Raw genomic sequence first — 19,002 nt, forward strand, 5'->3', positions numbered from 1 at the left:
ACGACGCTCTTCCGATCTCAGGTACTCCAAAGTTTTGGGGTCGTCACTTTGGTTATCGATGATCAAAAGCTCGGTGTTTTTCCAGGAGGTCCTATCCAGGCTTTCCACGCAGCTTTCCAGATCGGCAAAGCCGTTTCTAGTAGGAATAATTATACTGACGAGCGGCATTCCCTGTACTTGAAAACGAGGAAGATGATAAACACAGTTACATACCGCCTCCATGTCCACTGCAATTCCCTGTCGTTCCAGATGGTCGAGAACCGCTTTCCGCGACGCCTCTATCGCGTAGGGCTTGGCGTCTAAGGAAACGGCAGTCGAGCTGGACAACATTCGCCAGTGATACAGAACGGCCGGGATATGCACGATACGCGAGGCATCCAATCCTTCTGTAAAACGCAACACTAAGTCCCAGTCCTGGGACCCTTCATAGCCCAGACGAAATCCGCCGATCGACTCTACGCGTTCTCGGCGATAACAGCCTAAATGATTGATATAGTTTTGGCCCAGAAGCAATTCTGGGTTCCAGTCTGGTTTGAAATATGGATCTGAACGGACACCTGCTTCATCGATTTTGTCTTCGTCGCTGTAGATCAGGTCGGCATGGGGGTTTGCCAGTGCGGTTGCAGCAACCCAGTAAAGGGCATGTTCTGTCAGAAGATCATCGTGGTCTAGCAAGGCCACATATTCACCGGTAGCCATGGCCAAGGCATCATTCGAAGCGACGGATATATGACCATTTTCAGCGCGATGCTTGACCTTGATACGGTGATCGTTCTCGACGCTGCGCGTCAGTACTTCGCGAACTTTTGGATCCGTCGAGGCGTCGTCTACGATGCAAAGTTCCCAATGCGGATACAACTGCTGACAAACGGAATCGATTGCCAATTGAAGGTATTTCACAGGCGGATTATAAACCGGCATAAGTACGGAAATCCGGGGCGGTTTTTCCCAAGACGCCACCTGCGCGCGAATAGTAGAACGATCAGATTCTCTGAGAGTATCGAAGTTGCGTATCCAGTCGGCGTAGGTTCTTTGACTTCGTGCGACATGCATACGCCTGCTGATGCTGTTTCGCAGGGTCTTCGGCAGTGGGAGGGCACGATAAAGACCGCGTATTATGGCGTAGCGATTTTGCTGTCCTAACGGTCCGGGACGTAAAGCTTCCCGAGCTGTTCTGGCTAGCTGGGCCATGCTGCGCATCGGGCGGGTGACCCGCCAGGATCGGGAGCGTAGTGTATTTTTCAGAGTATTCGATAGCGTGGAAATCTCGTCGTTATTTTTTTGCAGTTGATCCTGGAGGACATCTAATTGATTTTTCATTCTGATCAAAGCGTCATGCCAATCTTTCTGGATAATATACTTTAGTTCTAAAATGACCTGCGTACATTGCTCCAGAAGCGAGCCTGGCAATGAAAGTAAAATTTGCGGATCATTGCCGGATGCTCGCAATCCTATTCCATGTGGCGCCAATGCGTACGGAAGTATTTCCAGCTGCTGCATTTCCAAAGAGGAAACACCCTGCGAGGTTCCATCCCAGCTCCAAAGAATTCGATCACCACCCATCAGTCGCAGGCCGTAAAGCCAAATATCTCCTGGCATGTCAATTGGATCAATCCGAAGCCTCTGTATCTTCACCGGTGGAATATTAAAAACCATCTGATATCGATCACCGTCCAGAGGCATCGTCAATGAATGGGATCTCTCTTGGGCGAATTGTTCTCCTTCTGAACCCCAAAAAACACCGATATTTGCGCTCGGTGACCAGTGTCTAATAGCGGGTAAAGTGGCAGGAAGCATGCTAGCATTTCCCTGCGGTGTAGCGACGACGATATACTGATAGACTATCTTGTCTTTATTGAGATCTTGTCTAAGATTTAATTGAATAAGATGGGTTGCCCATTGTGCGAATTCGCTGGCCTGCAGAGGCACAACAGTTTCGTCTACGATGCTTCCGGAGAATCCATAGTCTTTTAGAAATCGCAGAAAACTCTGCCGAGTAAAGAATCGCAGGTGCGTCTCATCCAATAAACCTTCATGCCGGTAGTGAAAATCCCCACCCAGAAGCTCCAGAATTATGCCAATGTGCCCTATATTTGGGATGGAAATAAGGATCTTTCCCGTTGGCTGCAAAACGGTCTGTAGCAGTTGCAACAATCTTCCTGGATCCCGCAAATGCTCAAGAACGTCAGCACAGACGATAATATCGTATCGCTGCTTGAGCAGGCTGCGTGGAAGATGATGTCTTTCTAAATTCCACTCCCATAGAAGACGATAAAATGGTCCGGCAAGGTCAAGTTCCATGCGGTTAGCATTTATACCATCTACTGCGCAGCCTCGGTCGATAGCCAAAAACTGCCCTAACCTGCCGACGCCACAGCCCACATCCAGCACAGTGCTACCCGGCGGAACGAGGCGCGCAATCTTGGCCAGGCTGTCATTATCATTCTCAGGATCGATCGGAGCGCGATGATACAGGTGCTGCGTTTGTGAATTCATGTGATTCCTTTTAGATTGCCCAGGCTTCCCGAAGCATTCCCTATCATGTGCCGGAGCTGCAGACGTATGCGACTACCCTGCGTTGGTCGAGCACACGGTCACGCACCGCTCATCCATCGCAGCAGAAACGCGGCCAGACTCTATCATCCTGCCATGCTCCAATCGGACATACTGGTCGCAGAATTTTTCCACCTGCTCGTGACTGTGCGAAACGAGGATCAGCGTCATCCCGTTCCCGCGCAACTCGGCAATGCGCTCATGGCATTTTTCCTGAAAAGCTTGGTCTCCGACTGCCAAGATTTCGTCGGCGAGAAGAATATCTGGGTCTAGGTGCACGGCAATCGAAAACCCCAGGCGCATCTGCATACCTGAGGAGTAGTTTTTGAGCGGAGTATCGATGAAATGTCCAATTTCTGAGAACTCGACGATGGACCGGATTTTCTTCCGCACGTCCCGATTCAAATAGCCATAGAGGCTCGCGTTTAAAAAGATGTTTTCCATGCCGGTCAGCTCGGGGTTGAATCCCACTCCTAGCTGAATGAGCGGGGCAACCCGTCCCGTGACCTCTACCCGCCCGCTTGTTGGCAAGAGAATCCCAGCGATGATTTGCAGCAAGGTACTTTTCCCGGATCCGTTATGGCCTAGTAGCCCGAGCGCCTCCCCCTGATCCACTACAAAGCTGACGTCCTGCAGGGCTTGAAAGTTTTCTCGGCGCTCCCGCCGATCGCGATGCACTAGGGAAAGAAAACGCGATTTGATGCCCATGGATCGGTTGTGCCGGAGAACAAAGGTTTTCGACACATCTTCCACCCGCAATGCGACAGCCATTTATAGGTCCTCCACCAGATGCCGCGCCTTGCGCTGGAACAACCAGGTACCGATAACCAGGGTTGCCATCGTCCAGCTCATCGCGATTGTGAGATGTGACCAACTCGGTAGCACTCCCCGATACAAAATGGCGTGGAACAGGTCCATAAACTGGGTCAAAGGGTTCAGGGAGATAATCTCGCGGGTTGTGGGCTTCAGTACGGTGATACTGTACCCAATGGGAGTGAACCAGAACAAGAACATCACGGCAATTTCGACCAGGTGTTTCAGGTCGCGGAACTCCACCTGCAAAACAGAAAAGGTCAGCACAATACCCCAAATGAAAGCGATATAGATCCCGAGAACGAGGGGATATAATAGCAATACCAAGTGGTACGTACCGCCAATAAACGGATAGATGGTTACCAGAATCGCAATGGCCACGATCCACAAAACGAGCGTGAATGCCATGCTGGAAGTAGGTATCAAAATGCGCGGAAAATAGATCTTCTGGATAAGCCCAGATCCACCAATCAGGCTGTCGCATCCCTGGGATACAGACTGGGCAAAAAGATTGTAATGCAGGACTCCAATAACGAGATACAGGATATAATTGGGCAGATCACTGCGAAAGACATGCGTAAAAACGAAGTCGTAGAGCAGGATCATGGCCAAGGGATTGCCCAGAGACCAGAGGAATCCCAAAGCCGCCCCCTGATAACGAACCTTGAGGTTGGCCATGACCATGTTCTTGACCAAATCTCGGTACCGCCAATATTTCCCGAATGAGCGAGCCACTTGCAGCACTATATTCCCCTTAGCCGATAGTCAGACGCACGGCTAGGCCCAGGTTTCGGACCCAGCCGTGACGATTAAATTGTCGTGTGAATACGGCCCGTAATCGCTCCAGGACTGGAGTATGCGCGGCCAAGGCAGCAAACCGTTGCAGGTCTTTTACTTTTTCTGGCGGCAAATCTTCATGGAATCTGGCGAGGAACGCCTCGGCCTGGCGTTGATTTCTGGCCAGCAGTTGCCAGAACGCCGTGCTCGACCTGACCCGCAAAAACGCCCGCAGGACATAAGCTAAGCCAAACTTTTTTGCTCCCGTGTCATTGCTGTCGTGCTGCCTGTAGAACATGGTCGCTTGGGGAATGAATCGGATCACCCCGAAAGCGGAGGCCACCAGTCCCAGCCACCAGTCGTGCATCAGGACGCCATCCGGGATGGGCAGAGCCTTTTTGAGCAAGGTCCGATTTATCATGACCGTGCATCCGGTCACCATATTCTGCATGCAGAGTTGGCGGAGATCATCCCGGCTCGGGTCCAAATGCTGATAATGCCAGAAGGATGGATCGCGTATCTGTAGCCTGTCGTTCGTTACACACAGATCCGTATGTACCAATATCGGGGTTTCTTTCCCTGCCCATCGTTCTGTCCGACGCATCTCATGCAGGGTCACTTCGACCTTGTCGGCGAACCAGACATCGTCCTGGTCAGCCAGCATGAGATAAGGCTCAGAACCGAGCTGGTCAGCCGCACAAAGCAGGCGATGGAAATTGCCAATCACCCCCAGTTTTTTTTCCTCGTCCTGGAGAAGGACGATCCTCCCGGGGCTCTGCTCTGCCATTGCTCGCAGGATATCGACGGATCCGTCCGTAGACCCGTCGTCACGGACGTAGAGCCGGATCTGCGCATGGCTCTGTGTGAGAATCGAAAACAGCTGCGATTCGAGAAAACGCTCCCCGTTATACACGGCCATCAAAATCGCAACTGTCGGCGAGGAGGTCGGCCCCGTCTCGCCGTAGCCCGGATGTGTCACACGCCTGCGATCTCTCAACCTACTTCTGAGATAGGCCGTCCATCCCATCGTGAATCTCCGAGCCTGTAGGAGCGCCAGGAACCACAACATCGCAGCGACCGCAATGAACCAGGGCATGGGGATCCGGGTATGCTGCCAAGCCATCACAAAGGCCACGACGATGAGCAGCAGCATCGGAGCCAGACTGAAAACAGGAGCCCATACCCGTTGACTGACCAGCAGGAGGAGCCCCAGATCCAAAAGCACTCGCCCATCCCATACCACTGCCGCTCCGGCGATGCCCCACTGGGCGATGCCCCACCAGAGCAGCGGCAGATAAATCACCAGTTCCAGCAGGTGAAATTTGGCCGTCAAGTCCGCTCGACCTTGTGCCTGCAAAAAACCATATGGGGCATGAGCCAGAGCATTCATCCAGATCCCGACAAGTAGAAGTTCTCCAACCAGCGCGCTCTGTGCCGCAAAGGCTGCACCCAACCACCAGGTCAGGAATCCTCGCATCCACCAGATACCCATCAGAACCAACGGGATCATCACGGCGGCGATGATGCGCAATGCCGACCACATCATCGCTTTGGCCTCACCCTCTTCCAGTAGCGCATAGCGGGGAAAGAGAGCTGTGGCCAAGCTTTGTGGCAGAATTCCGGCGTACATCACCATATTGAAAGGCACGACGTAATGGGCAACATACGCCATGCCCAACCGAGCACCAATGAAGAACCGATCGGTAATGTTCAGGATCGGGCTGACGATGGCGCTCACCGTAATCCAACCCCCATAACGCAGCAGAGGCTTCAATACGCGCCATTGAAACTGTGGGCGTGGGAAATCCAGCACCTTTTCACAAAACCAGAAGAGCACCCCTGCGCCGAACAAGCGCCCGAGGATCGCTGCGCTCATCAGCCAGGGCAGCGTGACGTACCCGAAGACAGCGACAGTCAGTGGGAGAATCTGGTAGCCGACGAGCCCAGTGAGTTGGCCCACGTTGAGAAAATCGAACCGTTCGGTCCCTTCCAAAGTCCCCATCAACACGCTCAACGTGGTAGCGATCGGGAGAAAGGTCAATAGCACCCAGACTGAATGTCCGGCTTCTGTGCGCAACTCCGGTGAGATGTGCAGGACGTGATGGATCATCACTTCCATCAAAGGCCAAAATAGAGCAAGGGAGGCCACCGAAGCGACTACCAAGCTGGCAATCAGTGCTGTCCAGAAAATTTCTCCACGATGCTGTTCCAGCGTGGCGGAGGAATCGTGGTTCATACGCGGAAGACGCGCGATGCGTTGCGCGACCGCGCGGCCCAACCCCAAATCGAAGACCCCAAAATATCCCAAGGCCAACCACAGGATGGCCATCGCACCATAACGGGACAAGCCAATAAGATGAAGATACAGAGGTGTGGTCACCAGCAGTAAGAGAGCCGGCAAAGCGCGTCCGGAAAGATTCAGGAGCGTGGAGACCGCAATATGCTGTTTCAACCAGCCTGCTCCATTACGGGGGCAGATCGCTTCCCCCGGCGATAGGCGCCGTATTTGATGGCGGTTCGCAATAGGGCCTCCGGTATCCGCCAGGGGGCTTGCCGCAAAAGGAAAGCCAACTCCGACCGCACAAAGCGCTTACCTTCCGATGCGGGACTCTGAAACCTGGCCAGCAGCGCTTTCTGCTGGGCGTGCATGCGACCAATGCCGTAATATCGCCGGGCTTCCTCAGCCATCGTGAATCCATGCGAATGGATGACCCGCGCCTGCGCTGCATACACCACCGTACCACCTTGCAGCAGAATCCGGGCGGCCGCGATCATGTCTTCTCCCATGGGGCAGTTTTGTGGAAAGCCGCCAGCCTGCAAAAGCATCGTGCGTCGATAAGCCGCAAAAGAGTTCGAACTGAACGCCGTTTTGATTCCCAATTTCGGGACATCGTCGAGACGCTTTTCTATGGATCTCTCTGGATAATTGAAGAGACGGGCATGCCGCTCGATGGGGCCAGCTTCCGGGCGAGAAATCTGACGCCCATAGGCGATACCGGCCTGTGGGTGTGCATGCAAGGCCGACACGAGTTGCTCCAGGGAATCCGCACCTTCCAGCACGGCATCTTGCGTCAGAAAAACCAAGATCTCACATTCCGGCACCATCTCTACTGCCATTTGTCGGGTACCGCCATGATCGAATCGTTCTGGTGCGATGGCGTGCACCTCGAAGCCAGATGCCTTGGCAATCTCGTCTGAACCGTCTGTCGACCCAGAATCAATGACGATCGTGCGTTGCGGACGCAGACGCTGCTCCTGAATCGAGGCAGCGACCATCTGCCAGCGTGGACCGCCGTTCTTGACCGGAACGATGACTGCTATAGACATCATCCCCTGATACTCACCGTCACCCAAGACTCGTGACAATCCGCGAGTGGCGCTGTAGGAATTCATCCGCTGTGGCGCTGATTTCCTTTCGATAGTGCATCACGGAAACTCGGTTCTTCCGGGCATACAGAAACATGAGTTCCATATGCGAAACCATCAGGACCAGAAGGCGCAAACTTTCCTTCCATCCATCCCGATCCTTGTCGGTGGAAAGCTCTGGCTGTGCGTAATCACTGCAAATACCAACTAATTCATTGATCTGGCTACGTAGCTCATCACAGAGCCCAAAAAAGTGATCATCGTCGTCTCTAACCGCATCCTCGATGCGAGCGACCAGATGGACGATCTGATGATTAATCTCGGAAAAGGACTCCCTTAGCACTGCACGGGAAGGAACATGTCGAATAATGGGAATGACGTTATGGCTCATCAGTTTGACTCCAATTCAGTCCACCCATAGGCCCGAGAGAGAAAGGGGGATGGCGGCGAAGGGATCGATGGTGGTCACATCATCGCCTCCCCATGTACCCAGCAGCAGCCAGCGACCACCCTGATTGGTGTAGGCCTCCAGGGTACGGGCGTCGGGGTCGATGAGCCAGCAGTGGGCGACACCGGCGGCGGCGTAACGGGGCAATTTGAGGACGCGGTCGGTACGGGCGGTGGCCGGGGAAAGCACTTCGCAGACCCAGTCGGGGGCCGTCTCGAACCATGCGGTTTTGGGGAGTGCGGGCATCCGGTCGCGACGCCAGCCGGCGAGGTCCGGAACGAGGATGTCTTGGCTCAGGTGTAGCTCGGGTTCGTCGAGGATCCACCAGCCGCCGGGGCCGCCGCCTTCGCCCTGATCGAAAGGCGTCCCTACTTTGTTGCCAAGCACCGAACTGGCCCGCGCATGCGCTGGTGCCGGGCGGGGATGGGTAACCAGTTGACCGGCAATGATCTCGCCCACGACATTATCGGGCAGGTCGAAGAGGTCTTCGTAGCGCGCGAGGCGCTCGGTGGTGGTCACGCCGCCCCCCTCCCGGCATCGAGACCTGATGCGGCAAGATCATCCACTTCCCGGCGCAGGGCGGCGATTTCGGCCTTGAGGACGTCATACTCGGCCATTTTGCGCTGGAGGAATCGGACGGTGACGATGGCTTTGTCTTCAATGCCCTTGGGGGTTAGGAGGTAGGCATAGGCACCTTTGTTTCGATTGCGATGGAAGTTCTCGACCTTGATCAAACCCTTGCTGATGAGGGTCTTGATGCAAAAATTGGTTTTCCCCACACTCACGCCCATGGCGGCGGCCAGTTCGCGCTGGCTGTATCCCGGATGTTCGGCAATGAGTTTGAGCAACTGATAGCGCGTCGCGTCATCAAATTTCATTGTGTGCTCACATGATGAATATGGTTGCTAGCGTAGGGTTTCCGCTCCTGGGATGTCAAGGCGATGTCGACAAAAAATTTGGTTCTGTCATGTCGATCTCCTTGGAAAAGATTGTGGCGACCTACGACCTATATTCCTGCCGGCTCACCCCACCGCCTCATCAACCCAGGAGTTATCGATCTGGCCATGATCGAGGTGCAAAGCGGCGAATATCTGGGTGAGGACGATATCGTGCCCTTTGAAGATCGCTATGGGCGCACACCCGCTTGATGGCTTTGGCAGCCTTTGTGCTGTTGGGCATACCACGACGTAGAGACTTTCAGCGACTGCGGGCTCCCTGTTAGACTGCGGCAAATTGTTTACGAAACGCCGGCGATGAAAACCAAACCCAAGATCTCTGCCGCCCGCGCTCTTTGGCTCAGTCTGCTTCCCCTTCTGAGCTATATCAGCAGCTGGTACTACAACGGCCAGGCCATCCCCTTGCTGGCGTTGAGCAGCGTCCTGATGCTGGCCTGGGGTGCTACGGTGTTGTGGCCCCGTCTTCGGGCCGGTCTGCCCTGGCCCAAGGGGTTTCTACCAGTTTTCATGCTGCTCTGGCTCTTTTGGTATTGGCTGACGCTCTTCTGGAGCCATGTGCCTTATAGCAGTTGGTTCTATTTCTGGACGCTCGGCTCGGTTCCTCTGGGCTTTCTAGGCTGGACTTTGATGAGCGACATGGATCGGCAACGGGTTTGGCCGTGGTTTTGGGGGGGAATGGTCGTAGGGGCCTGGGTCCTGGCAGCCATAGGACTTGGCCAGTATTACCAGTTACTCGGAGAAGGAACCGGGTGGCAGGGCCTTCGCCCCCAAGGCCCGCTCCTTGATTGCAATAGTTATTCTGCCTGGATGAATTTGCTTTTTTTCCCGCTGGTGGCTCGCGTTCTCTACCTTGATTCACAGAGAGGTGTACGATTCGTCGACCGGCAAATAGACAGGCGTGTGCTGGGATATCTACTGACCATAGCGGTGGTGGTTCTTGCAGATTTCAGCACCGGTAGCCGCGGCGGCCTGCTGGCCTGGCTCTGCACCGTACCCTTTGCCATCTGGGGCTTCCGCGGGTTCCCTGGAATGGGCAAGCGCTGGGCGGTGGTCTTCGGTCTGGTGTTGTTGGCTTTTCTGATCATCAACTATCCCAAGGGCTATGACATCCTAGGACAGCTTAATCCGCACTACATCTCCTCCAACATTGCGACCGTATCCCGCAGCCTCATGTGGATCGCCACCTGGCACATTTTCCTGAGTCACCCCTACCTGGGTACGGGCCTTGGCAGTTACTTTCTCTTTTACCCCGCCTACCGCCTGCCCGGGGAGCTGGCTTCGGCGGGGACCTACGCCCACAACGATTACATCGAGTTCCTGGCCGAAGGGGGGCTCATCAACCTGGGCTTTTTGCTGGCCTTCGCCGGGACCTTGTTCTACGCGCTCTATCGCCTGATCGTCCGTCCTGCACGGCTGGGCATCTCCGAGGAAAACCGCTACTGGGCGCTGGGGCTGGTGTTGGGGGTTTTCGCCATCACCGGCCACGCCTTGGGCAACTTCATCTTTTATAACCTGCCCTTGAGCATCCTGGCCGGGATCTTTTTGGCCTAGGCCTGGCGCCTGTACCAACAGCCCAAGGATACGGCACCGCTGCTGCCCCGCTTGGGGATCCGGCACCCCGGCGTGATCCAGCTCAGCATGGCCCTGCTCTTTGTGCTGGCGGGCTGGTTTTTGGCGCTGGACGCGGCGGTCTATGGCCTTTTTAGCGCCAATGCCTGGCTCGACGGCCTCCTACCCAACGCCAATGCGCGCGCGGTCTTTCTTATGAAAGCAGCCCGATTCTTGGAGGCGGCACGCCCGCAGGCGACTCAGCCCTGGGTGTACACCGGCAACGCCTATCTGAACCTCGTGGCGCAGGAGCCCTCCATGCCCACGGTCCAGAAAAAGGTGCTGCTGGAGGCCGCCCTCCACCAGTATCGCCAGTCGCTCGTGGGTATTCCCCGTCAGGCGGGGGTCTACAACGCCATCGGGTCTTTGTATCTCAACTACGGCAGCAGCGTCCTCGGCCTGAGCCCGGCGGTAGCTCGGGACGACGCGGTGCTGGCTTGGCGCAAGGGTCTTGCCCTCACCCCCGAAAGCGTCAACCTGCGCAGCGAGATCGCGACACAAGCCTTCTTCAACCGCGGCGATGTGGCGGGCGGCATCGCCTTCTTGCAGGCGGGCCTCAAGCGGCCGCTCTTCCCGGAACCGCGCGCCCTCCTGGAGTGGGTCATCGCCCGCAGCCAGTGGCTCCTGGCCCACGATCCCAAAGCGGCGGAAAAGACCCTTATCGCGAGCCTCAAAGAAAATCCCGGTTTCATGCCTACAAGACAACTATTGCTACAGATAATTAGGACAATGAAATGAATACACAGAAGTATGGTGGAACCCAAATTCTGGACCAGAGATTAAGCGTAACCATACTCTTCCATCAAACCAGGGTTTTCTGCACACTACGTTTCTGGACAGAATCGGCTCCCTCGCGGGGCCATCTTCCGTTCAAAATCCCATGCGCGTTTTTGTGTCCGGAACGTCTTGATAAATTATGCCTTGCGCTGGATATACTCGCGCAATACCGCATCCATACGGGATTGCCAACCTTCCCCGGTCTTCCGAAAGTAATCGACTACCTCCGGGCTGTAACGCACCGAGAGCAGTACTTTGCGACTGGCTAGCTTCGGGCGGCCCCTGCCGCGCCGGATCAGTTGGTCTCCTTGGTACAAGTCGGCCTCCTCAAAAAACTCCACACCGAGCTCAGGAGCATCGTCCGGATCAATCCAGGTGCTGGGCATATTGGGCTTGTTCGCGCTCATTGGCTTTCCTCATGCTGATGATGTGTCGATCCTCGAGATGTCGCGGCGTCCATACCATGATCACCATCCGTTCCCGCAACATGCCCACCGTAATGAAGCGGACTTCTCCGTAGTCCTTACGGTCATCCTCACGGGTGAAGTGCTTTCCCGCAAACACTAGCGGGGCATCTTCGAAATCCAGTCCGCGCTCTTCGATGGTCTTCTGCCTTTTGGCGGGATCGTAGGTGATCTTCATCTATTTATTGTAGCTATATATATTAAAAATGCCAGCGCCCCCAGCTCTCTCGCAACCGTCCTTTAATGGACAAACCGGGCAAGCGTCCCAAAATAGCTTGACAATCGGTTTGCCGGACGAAAAGATAAATGGACGATAAACTGGACATAAGGAGGCCGCCATGGCCCGCATCGGCTACGCGCGGGTATCCACCGCCGAGCAAGACACCGCGCTCCAGACCGACGCCCTCCAGAAAGCCGGCTGTAGCCGAATCTTCGAGGACAAGGTATCGGGAGCCAAAGCCGAGCGCCCAGGCCTTGCCGCGGCCTTATCCTATCTGCGCGAGGGAGACATTCTCGTGGTCTGGCGGCTGGATCGGTTGGGGCGTTCCTTGCAGCACCTCATCGAGACAGTAGCTACCCTCGAAGCGCAAGGGGTAGGTTTTCAGTCCCTCACCGAAAACATCGACACCACCACCCCGGGTGGTCGGCTCATCTTTCACGTCTTTGGGGCCTTGGGGCAGTTCGAGCGGGATCTGATCCGGGAGCGTACCCGGGCTGGGTTGGCTGCTGCGGCGGCCCGCGGGCGCAAAGGGGGGCGCAAGCCCGTCATGACGCCGGAGAAGTTGCAGCGGGCCCGGGAGTATATCGCCAACGGCCTGAACGTTCGGGAGGCCGCGGCACGCCTCAAAGTCGGCAAGTCCACCCTCTATATGGCCCTGCAGGCCGCAAGGGCAGCGGACTCCTGATGGTTACCTTACCTCTCAGTCCTGGGGAGTGAATTCCGTGGCGTCCCTACCCCGTTACGAGCTGGAGCGCTGGTGGGTACGGGAGTGGGAGAAGGTAGTGCCGGAAGAAGGGATACTCCGTTTCTACCGCCTAGCCCTGGAACAGAACCTCTGGGGAGAGTGGGAGCTCACAACCAGCTGGGGACGCATCGGTCGTCGCCCCAGTCGAGTACTGGTCCGTGTCCTCGAGGATCCCGCCATAGCCCTACCCTTCCTGGAGAAGGTGGAGCGAGCAAGGCAGAAAAGGGGATATATCCCAGTGCGCTCAGTGAAGCTCTGAGTTGCCCGAAGTCTTTCATCGGATGATTCCCCCTTGGGGAAGACTGGGTCTTGGTTACGTTGCACGAGGGGAATCCGAAATCGGTCCTATGCGTAGGAGAGTTTTCCTCGCGGCTCTGGTATTGGCCTCCCCAGTTCCTTAGCCGTTTCCAGCCATTCTGCGATGACTCGCTCAGCGTTGCTGACGGCTTCCTGATAGGTGGAGCCATCCGCCATGCAGCCGGGAAGTTCGGGTACCTCTACCAAGAATGCGCCGTCTTCCTTGCTCCAATAGATAATCAGCTCATATCTGGTCATTTTGATCGGCTCCCAAGCGATATTTGAGGATGAGGTCGCGCACTTGCTTGACTTGGTAAGGCTTTGCTTTGGCTCCGACGGGCTGCAGATTAATTATCTCATCTACGCCTGATTTCGTGAATATATGGTGGTCACCTTTTATCCTCATGGTGAAGCCTAGATCTATAACTAAAGTTATCAGATCGTTGAAGTTTATGCCCTTGTCGCTGCGACCTGAGAGGATGACGTTGAGAATTTTATTAGTTCTGCCCACTAACGTAGACCTTCCTCAGGCACCGGTCTTGGTTTCCCATACTTCTCGCATAAATCGTTAATGGCTTCCCCTAAAAGTTCTCGGAGGGTCTTGTCCGTTTCCGCCTCAATCAGCTTGAGGGTTCTGCGTACCTCACGGTTGTAATGCGCGGCGATCAGGACAGTCCGATCCTTGCCCTGAGTCGGAGTCCGTGACGATGGCTTTTCTGTACTTGGTTTCTGTGCCGCAGAGGCCAAGCTTTTCGCGAGTGATGTTTGTTTTGATTTCATAGCATGATCACCTTATCGAAATATGCTGTCATCAGGCTATAGGATGCTAGCAATATATGAATATAAAAGGGAAAGCTCAATGGATGCTTTGCCCCTCGGCTCATACTCACTTGCGGTTGAGCCCAGGTTGGTGGCGTCGCTGTACGCGGCTCGTTGGTAGAGGACGGTTGGAGCGACAGAAAAGCCTAGAGCTGTGATAGCAGCTCTGGCGTCTTCATGTCTTCTGCCTAGTGGAGGGGCCTTGCTGATAATCACGGTGGCACGCGGCTTTCCTGCCAAAGCTAGCAGCTCGCTCACGTTGGACAAGGTTTCCAGGTTGCTGATATGCGGCTCCACTGGAATAAGGACATGGTTTGCGGCTTTGATGGCTGCGATCGCGGCATCTGCGCTCTTCCCCGGTGTATCAATCAAGATCAGGTCAAGATCTTGCGACTTTGCCACGGCCAGAACCTTCTCGAGTCGACTTGCCTGACAGGAAACCACGGTTGGTGGCACATCCTCCCCTCTTCGGTCTCCCCAGTTCGCCGCGGTGGCCTGCGGATCAAGATCCACGACAGCAGCAATTTTTCCAGCCCGAACTGCCTCTACAGCTAGGCCTACCGCTACGGTGGTTTTGCCACTCCCGCCCTTTTGACTGACTACCGACACCACATGCATAAAAGTATCACATAATATACCTATAGCCGTATACTATGATACTAGCATATCTGTATCGCAAAAGCACGAAGGCCCCCAGGGTTTCCCCTGGGGGCCTTGGCAACCACCGCCGCCCTCGGTGGTGGTATTTCTTCGCAGCACTTTTTGGGAGTACACTCCCAACCAGCACCACTAGGGTCGGCTTCCTCGCCAGTTAGCCTCCCCCTGTGGCTCCATCAACTGACCCAACCAGTGAGGGAACCATGTGTTCTCAGTATACCCCATTTGGGGGCGCCATAAATACCCCATGCGTGCTTGCGCGCTATCCCTCTTTTGACTTCCCACCCACCAGGCATCCAGGCCTCGCATATCGAGCGCGGCGATCTCCCGTAGATTGCTCCCTGACGTCTGCCTTGATGAGGTGGGATCGTGTGCGCCAGTAGAGCCCGTCACGTCTTTGGGCAGTACGGCCTCGATCTCTGGGGTCCCAACGAGCACTACGACCTGCTGCACCGCGAACAGCGGGGAGCGGTCATTCTCTGGGAGCGGGCCATTCTGGGGGGCAAACGCTGGATCAAGCTCAAGCCCAACGATCCCCGTATTCCCGAGATGCTCCGGGCGCAGGAAGGGCAAAACGATGCCTACATCACTCCCAACGAGTTCGACGGCTGGCGTCTCGTGCGTCTCCTACGTTCCCTGCGGGCCTGCTATGTGGATCTGGACGGGTGTACCGACATCGAGGCGGTCCTGGATGCGCTTTCCGCCCGGCAACTGCCCTGCCCATCGTTCATCCTGTTGTCCGGTCGAGGCCTGCATCTCTACTGGCTCCTCGAGGCAGTGCCTGCCCAGGCGCTGCCTGTGTGGCAGCGTATCCAGGATGCCCTGATTGCCGCCCTGGCGGACCTGGGCGCCGATTCCGCCGCCAAGGACTGCACCCGGCTCCTGCGTTTGGCGGGAACCCGCAACAGCAAGAACGCCGTCGAGATCGTCGGTCACATCTTCGATGGTCACCGTTGGAGTCTTCGGCAACTCGCTTTCGAGGTACTGGGCCGGGACGGTAAAGGCCGCAGGCCTGCGGAGGTCCGTGACCTGCGCGCCAAGCGCAAAGGCCCAGACCGGGCCATCCAGGGCAGCATCTACGCTCGCTGGTTGCTGGTGTTCCAGGATCTTATCCGCATCAGCGAACACCACCGGCACGACATTCCCGAGGGCCACCGGGACAAGTGGCTCTTCCTCTGCGGAGCGGCGCTGTCCTGGTTCACCCATCCCCAGGGCATCGCCGCCGAGATTGCCAGTCTGGGCCGTCTACATACCGGCCTGGATCCCCAGGAAATCCTCGCCGCCACCAAGCCCAACCTGGAGCGTGCCATCGATGCCGCGGCGGGGAAGAAACTCACCTGGAACGGCCAGGAGGTGGATCCGCGCTATCGCTTCAAGCGCCAGACTCTCTACGACTGGTTGGCTCCTATCCTTCCAGAGGACCTGCTCCCGCAGCTTCGGGCTATCATCCCCGATAATTTGGCCAGGAAGCGCGAAGATCTTCGTCAGAAGGCGCGCAACCGGGCCGCTGAGGGCCGCTATGGCGACAACTACACAAAGGCGGGAGTCCGGGCAGGCAATCTGGAAAAGCGTGCCCAGGCACAAGCTATGAGCGCTCTGGGGCGGAGTTACCGGCAGATCGCGGCGGAGTTGGGGGTTTCTGAAGCTAGCATCCGCCGGTGGTGCAGGGGGTGCGACGTAATCGCCCCTCTTGTATATCCCCCCCGGAGGGTAAGGCGAAGCCTTGCGCCGTAGGCGCTTGCCTAAAAATCGGGGAGCCTTTTGGATGGTAGCATCGAATGGTTCGTTTTCTCGTTGGTTCTTCCCCAGAACGACAGTTCCTGCCTCTTAGGTCCAGCGGGTGAGCGACTGCGAGCTCGCTCGCCAGGAGCGATCCCGCAACCCGGTGGCAGATGTTTGACCGCCCCCATCGGGAATGAACGTAGGCACGGATAGGAGGGCCAGCACGGATCGGGAGAGGGGAGTGAGGCAGAGGATGCCGCCTTTCTGGGCGCGTCTGTTTCGTGTGCTCCCGTCTGGGGTTGCCCCTGTTCCCCACAGATGGCCCCACAGATTTTGGGGATAAGCCCTAGCAGTCTGTGTCCGGCAACTCGTTTCCCAGGCCTCGTGTCCGAAAACCCCGCGCAGGCCTCCAGCGCATCAAGGGCGCGGCTATGGGTCCAGCGTGTCCGTCAGAAGGCCGCTATCCGGACCGCAGGGGGAAACCCTGTGGTGTGTTCCCTAGCCCGGCATCGAGGATGCCCCGTAATCGGCCAGAAATGCCCTTGGAAGTCACGCAAGGGGGTGGGGTGGTAGTTCCCTATCCCCCAGAGCGCAATCGAGGCGGTTTTGCGGTCTGTTGGCGGCGATGGTGGGTGGTGCCATCTGCGGTTTCTCGTCTTTGTCGTTACCCGGTAACGACCGATCCTGCCCTTTGCTGCTGTCACGGTGACGCCGAGGTCTACGCTCTCGCTGGTTTGTAGCGGGTTTTCCCGGAATGGTGGGCGCGGTGGCTGGGTTGATTTACACTATTGTTCTTGTTAATTACGGTAATTACGATTACACTGTAATTATATATTCAGGGTGGGAGGTACGCTCATGGAGCCAGAAGTACCGTTGGGGCGGGTGACACTGGAGGATGTACGGGCTGCGGTCGAGCAGTTGGGCGGTGATCCGGCCCGGACCAATGCCGCGAAGGTGCGGGAGGTGTTGGGTCGGGGTGGCTTTGGGACCATCCAGAAGCACCTGGAACGGTTGCGGGCAGAGCAGGCGGAGCCTGAGGCCGAGGAAGGGCCAGAAACGGCCCCAGAGGCGCCTAGAGAGCTTGTGCAAGGGATTTGGGCAGCCGCCTGGGCAGAGGCCGCCAGAAGGCACGGAAAGGCCCTTACGGATGCCCTGCAGAAAGTGGCCGATCTCGAAGGGCGTTTGGAGGTGGCCCTCGATGACCTGGAGGGGTTGGCCAAGCGCCTGGACCAGCTCGAGGCAGAGCGAGACGAAGCCGTAGCGCGGGCGGAAGCTGCCGAGAAGACGCTGGAGGACGAGCGGATGGTGATGCTGGGAGAGCGGGCAGCGGTAAAGGGGATGATGGAGCGGCTACGGTCCATGCTGCCCAAGGAGTGAGGGGGCTACCCCGTCACCGTGACGGGGTAGATGCCTCGATACCCTGGCTGTGCTTTAGCTACCGATCGAATATAGTGGTCCCCGTTTTCTGGACAGTAGTTTAAGCTATCGTCTGGCAAGGAGAGGACGATGAGCGCAGTGAAGCGGAAAGTGTATGGAGCGGCCTTCAAGGCCAAGGTGGGACTTGAGGCGGTCCGTGGTGTGAAAACCATCAACGAGATTGCCCAGGAGCATGGCGTACATCCCGCACAGGTGGGACAGTGGAAGAAGGCCATTCAGGAGCAGGCCAGCACCTTGTTTGAAGGCAAGCGGGGCCCCCAGGCGGTAGATGCCCACAGCGAGCCGGAGCGGCTTTATAGCGAGATTGGCCGCCTGAAGGTAGAGCTGGACTGGCTTAAAAAAAAGTCCGGACTCAGCCAGTAGCCGTGCGTCGCGGCTGGGTAGCACCGGACAAGGTGATACCCATACAGCGACAGTGCTGGCTAGCAGGGGTGGCGAGGGCCACGGTTTATGCACAGCGCCAGGTCAGGCAGATCAATGATGGGGACAAAATATTAATGGACCTGATTGATGAGCAGTATACCCAGGCGCCGTTCTATGGGAGCCGCCGGATGACCGCTCATCTCCGGGCGATGGGGTATGGGATCAACCGGAAACGGGTGCAACGACTGATGCGCACATTGGGTCTTGCGGGTATGGCGCCGGGACCCAATACCAGCCGTCCCCATCCGGAGCACAAGATCTATCCCTACCTGCTGCGCGGCATGGTGATCGATCACCCTGGGCAGGTGTGGAGCACGGACATCACGTATATTCGGCTCCTTCACGGATTCGTTTACTTAGTGGCGGTTGTGGACTGGTACAGCCGCAAGGTCTTGAGCTGGCGGATCAGCAACACTATGGAGGCAGAGTTTTGTGTGGACTGCCTGGAGGAAGCCCTACAGCGTTATGGCGCACCGGAGATCTTTAATACGGATCAGGGAAGCCAGTTCACGTCAGACGCCTTTACGGGCGTGCTCAAGGCACACGGGATCCAGATCAGCATGGATGGGCGCGGACGGGCCCTGGACAATGTCTTCGTGGAGCGGCTCTGGCGCAGCGTCAAATATGAGGATATCTATTTGAAGGGTTATGCCAATGTGCCGGAGCTGATGGTCGGATTGACAGAGTACTTTGCGTTTTACAATGGCCGCCGGTACCACCAGTCGCTCGACTACGCCACACCGGATCAGGTGTACAGCAGTGGCCAGGGGGGCGGGGCTAGCATCGTGGACAAGTACAGCGACAGGAAAAAAGACTCGTCAGGTGATGACGAAGTGGAGCAGCACCATTCTGCTGCAGTGGCAACAACCGGACTAGCTTAAACCAAGGCTGATTCTGTCTTGACTAACGGGTCCACTGTA

The 19,002-nt window shown here is 56.5% G+C and carries 20 protein-coding genes and 1 pseudogene; 8 read left to right on the forward strand and 13 right to left on the reverse strand.

Annotated features, from left to right (window positions below):
* The 8 genes from RTI30_RS07005 to RTI30_RS07040 form a co-directional block, all read right to left on the reverse strand.
* Positions 1-2,496, reverse strand: a 2,496-nt coding sequence (locus tag RTI30_RS07005; RefSeq protein WP_312283531.1) for a glycosyltransferase, incomplete at its 3' end; no start/stop codon positions are given.
* Between the two features lie 72 nt (positions 2,497-2,568).
* Positions 2,569-3,324 (reverse strand): ABC transporter ATP-binding protein, encoded by a 756-nt coding sequence (locus RTI30_RS07010; RefSeq protein ID WP_312283532.1) that lies wholly within the window; start codon positions 3,322-3,324, stop codon positions 2,569-2,571.
* Entirely contained in the window at positions 3,325-4,050 is a 726-nt protein-coding gene (locus tag RTI30_RS07015; RefSeq protein WP_312283549.1) for an ABC transporter permease, read from the reverse strand.
* Positions 4,051-4,120: 70 nt separating this feature from the next.
* Positions 4,121-6,595 carry an oligosaccharide flippase family protein gene (locus RTI30_RS07020; protein WP_312283533.1) on the reverse strand — a complete coding sequence of 825 codons (2,475 nt, stop codon included), beginning with the start codon at positions 6,593-6,595 and terminating at the stop codon, positions 4,121-4,123.
* The gene (locus RTI30_RS07025) at positions 6,592-7,536 is read right to left on the reverse strand and encodes a glycosyltransferase family A protein (RefSeq protein ID WP_312283534.1); all 945 of its coding nucleotides are present in this window, start codon (positions 7,534-7,536) and stop codon (positions 6,592-6,594) included. Before RTI30_RS07025 ends, RTI30_RS07020 begins: the two co-directional genes overlap by 4 nt.
* On the reverse strand, positions 7,490-7,900 hold the full coding sequence (locus tag RTI30_RS07030) for a hypothetical protein (protein WP_312283535.1): 411 nt from the start codon (positions 7,898-7,900) through the stop codon (positions 7,490-7,492). The genes RTI30_RS07025 and RTI30_RS07030 overlap by 47 nt, the downstream gene beginning before the upstream one ends.
* Positions 7,901-7,915: 15 nt before the next feature.
* Complete coding sequence (locus RTI30_RS07035; protein ID WP_312283536.1) at positions 7,916-8,476, reverse strand: Uma2 family endonuclease; 561 nt, start codon at positions 8,474-8,476, stop codon at positions 7,916-7,918.
* Positions 8,473-8,835, reverse strand: coding sequence for a MarR family EPS-associated transcriptional regulator (locus tag RTI30_RS07040; protein WP_312283537.1), 363 nt, complete (start codon positions 8,833-8,835; stop codon positions 8,473-8,475). The genes RTI30_RS07035 and RTI30_RS07040 overlap by 4 nt, the downstream gene beginning before the upstream one ends.
* 123 nt (positions 8,836-8,958) lie before the next feature.
* On the opposite strand from RTI30_RS07040, the pseudogene RTI30_RS07045 reads away from it, so the two are divergent.
* From RTI30_RS07045 to RTI30_RS07055, 3 genes and pseudogenes are all read left to right on the forward strand, one after another.
* Positions 8,959-9,105, forward strand: a pseudogene (locus RTI30_RS07045) (mannose-6-phosphate isomerase); the annotation flags it as partial.
* Between the two features lie 105 nt (positions 9,106-9,210).
* Positions 9,211-10,464: an O-antigen ligase family protein gene (locus RTI30_RS07050; protein WP_312283538.1), complete on the forward strand. Its 1,254-nt coding sequence runs from the start codon at positions 9,211-9,213 to the stop codon at positions 10,462-10,464.
* A 72-nt stretch (positions 10,465-10,536) separates the two neighbouring features.
* On the forward strand, positions 10,537-11,259 hold the full coding sequence (locus RTI30_RS07055) for a hypothetical protein (RefSeq protein WP_312283539.1): 723 nt from the start codon (positions 10,537-10,539) through the stop codon (positions 11,257-11,259).
* A gap of 176 nt (positions 11,260-11,435) precedes the next feature.
* On the opposite strand, the gene RTI30_RS07060 is transcribed toward RTI30_RS07055, so the two are convergent.
* Together RTI30_RS07060 and RTI30_RS07065 are read right to left on the reverse strand one after the other, a co-directional pair.
* On the reverse strand, positions 11,436-11,705 hold the full coding sequence (locus tag RTI30_RS07060) for a BrnA antitoxin family protein (RefSeq protein ID WP_312283540.1): 270 nt from the start codon (positions 11,703-11,705) through the stop codon (positions 11,436-11,438).
* A complete protein-coding gene (locus RTI30_RS07065; RefSeq protein ID WP_312283541.1) occupies positions 11,665-11,940 on the reverse strand; it encodes a BrnT family toxin in 276 nt (91 codons plus the stop codon). The genes RTI30_RS07060 and RTI30_RS07065 overlap by 41 nt, the downstream gene beginning before the upstream one ends.
* 160 nt (positions 11,941-12,100) lie before the next feature.
* Here RTI30_RS07065 and RTI30_RS07070 point away from each other — a divergent pair, with 160 nt between their 5' ends.
* Positions 12,101-12,667, forward strand: coding sequence for a recombinase family protein (locus tag RTI30_RS07070; RefSeq protein ID WP_312283542.1), 567 nt, complete (start codon positions 12,101-12,103; stop codon positions 12,665-12,667).
* Positions 12,668-12,704: 37 nt separating this feature from the next.
* A complete protein-coding gene (locus RTI30_RS07075; RefSeq protein WP_312283543.1) occupies positions 12,705-12,986 on the forward strand; it encodes a WGR domain-containing protein in 282 nt (93 codons plus the stop codon).
* An 86-nt stretch (positions 12,987-13,072) separates the two neighbouring features.
* On the opposite strand, the gene RTI30_RS07080 is transcribed toward RTI30_RS07075, so the two are convergent.
* The 3 genes from RTI30_RS07080 to RTI30_RS07085 all read right to left on the reverse strand — a co-directional run bounded on the left by RTI30_RS07080 (position 13,073) and on the right by RTI30_RS07085 (position 14,461).
* Positions 13,073-13,282, reverse strand: a complete 210-nt coding sequence (locus RTI30_RS07080) for a type II toxin-antitoxin system HicB family antitoxin (RefSeq protein WP_312283544.1) — start codon at positions 13,280-13,282, stop codon at positions 13,073-13,075.
* A gap of 252 nt (positions 13,283-13,534) precedes the next feature.
* Complete coding sequence (locus tag RTI30_RS14290) at positions 13,535-13,804, reverse strand: ribbon-helix-helix domain-containing protein (RefSeq protein ID WP_409449685.1); 270 nt, start codon at positions 13,802-13,804, stop codon at positions 13,535-13,537.
* Between the two features lie 36 nt (positions 13,805-13,840).
* Entirely contained in the window at positions 13,841-14,461 is a 621-nt protein-coding gene (locus RTI30_RS07085) for an AAA family ATPase (protein ID WP_312283545.1), read from the reverse strand.
* 408 nt (positions 14,462-14,869) lie between these two features.
* Between RTI30_RS07085 and RTI30_RS07090 the strand changes: the two genes are divergently transcribed.
* The 3 genes from RTI30_RS07090 to RTI30_RS07100 all read left to right on the forward strand — a co-directional run bounded on the left by RTI30_RS07090 (position 14,870) and on the right by RTI30_RS07100 (position 18,963).
* Positions 14,870-16,234: a helix-turn-helix domain-containing protein gene (locus RTI30_RS07090; protein WP_312283546.1), complete on the forward strand. Its 1,365-nt coding sequence runs from the start codon at positions 14,870-14,872 to the stop codon at positions 16,232-16,234.
* 843 nt (positions 16,235-17,077) lie between these two features.
* Complete coding sequence (locus tag RTI30_RS07095; protein WP_312283547.1) at positions 17,078-17,599, forward strand: DNA-binding protein; 522 nt, start codon at positions 17,078-17,080, stop codon at positions 17,597-17,599.
* Positions 17,600-17,728: 129 nt separating this feature from the next.
* Positions 17,729-18,963, forward strand: a protein-coding gene (locus RTI30_RS07100; RefSeq protein ID WP_409449686.1) for an IS3 family transposase whose coding sequence is annotated in 2 segments (ribosomal slippage) — positions 17,729-18,016 and positions 18,019-18,963 — 1,233 coding nt in all. Because the reading frame shifts where the segments join, the coding sequence is not laid out codon by codon here.
* Positions 18,964-19,002: the final 39 nt, after the last annotated feature.

Origin of the sequence: Candidatus Igneacidithiobacillus taiwanensis, assembly GCF_031962545.1 — a bacterium.
GTDB lineage: Bacteria > Pseudomonadota > Gammaproteobacteria > Acidithiobacillales > Acidithiobacillaceae > Igneacidithiobacillus > Igneacidithiobacillus taiwanensis.

Excerpts from the sequence above, each read along its gene's own strand:
- RTI30_RS07010 (WP_312283532.1), bottom strand. The coding sequence starts at position 3,324 with ATGGCTGTCGCATTGCGGGTGGAAGATGTGTCGAAAACCTTTGTTCTC.
- RTI30_RS07015 (WP_312283549.1), bottom strand. The coding sequence starts at position 4,050 with ATGGTCATGGCCAACCTCAAGGTTCGTTATCAGGGGGCGGCTTTGGGA.
- RTI30_RS07025 (WP_312283534.1), bottom strand. The coding sequence starts at position 7,536 with ATGAATTCCTACAGCGCCACTCGCGGATTGTCACGAGTCTTGGGTGAC.
- RTI30_RS07030 (WP_312283535.1), bottom strand. The coding sequence starts at position 7,900 with ATGAGCCATAACGTCATTCCCATTATTCGACATGTTCCTTCCCGTGCA.
- RTI30_RS07040 (WP_312283537.1), bottom strand. The coding sequence starts at position 8,835 with ATGAAATTTGATGACGCGACGCGCTATCAGTTGCTCAAACTCATTGCC.
- RTI30_RS07050 (WP_312283538.1), top strand. The coding sequence starts at position 9,211 with ATGAAAACCAAACCCAAGATCTCTGCCGCCCGCGCTCTTTGGCTCAGT.
- RTI30_RS07060 (WP_312283540.1), bottom strand. The coding sequence starts at position 11,705 with ATGAGCGCGAACAAGCCCAATATGCCCAGCACCTGGATTGATCCGGAC.
- RTI30_RS07065 (WP_312283541.1), bottom strand. The coding sequence starts at position 11,940 with ATGAAGATCACCTACGATCCCGCCAAAAGGCAGAAGACCATCGAAGAG.
- RTI30_RS07070 (WP_312283542.1), top strand. The coding sequence starts at position 12,101 with ATGGCCCGCATCGGCTACGCGCGGGTATCCACCGCCGAGCAAGACACC.
- RTI30_RS07080 (WP_312283544.1), bottom strand. The coding sequence starts at position 13,282 with ATGACCAGATATGAGCTGATTATCTATTGGAGCAAGGAAGACGGCGCA.
- RTI30_RS14290 (WP_409449685.1), bottom strand. The coding sequence starts at position 13,804 with ATGAAATCAAAACAAACATCACTCGCGAAAAGCTTGGCCTCTGCGGCA.
- RTI30_RS07085 (WP_312283545.1), bottom strand. The coding sequence starts at position 14,461 with ATGCATGTGGTGTCGGTAGTCAGTCAAAAGGGCGGGAGTGGCAAAACC.
- RTI30_RS07095 (WP_312283547.1), top strand. The coding sequence starts at position 17,078 with ATGGAGCCAGAAGTACCGTTGGGGCGGGTGACACTGGAGGATGTACGG.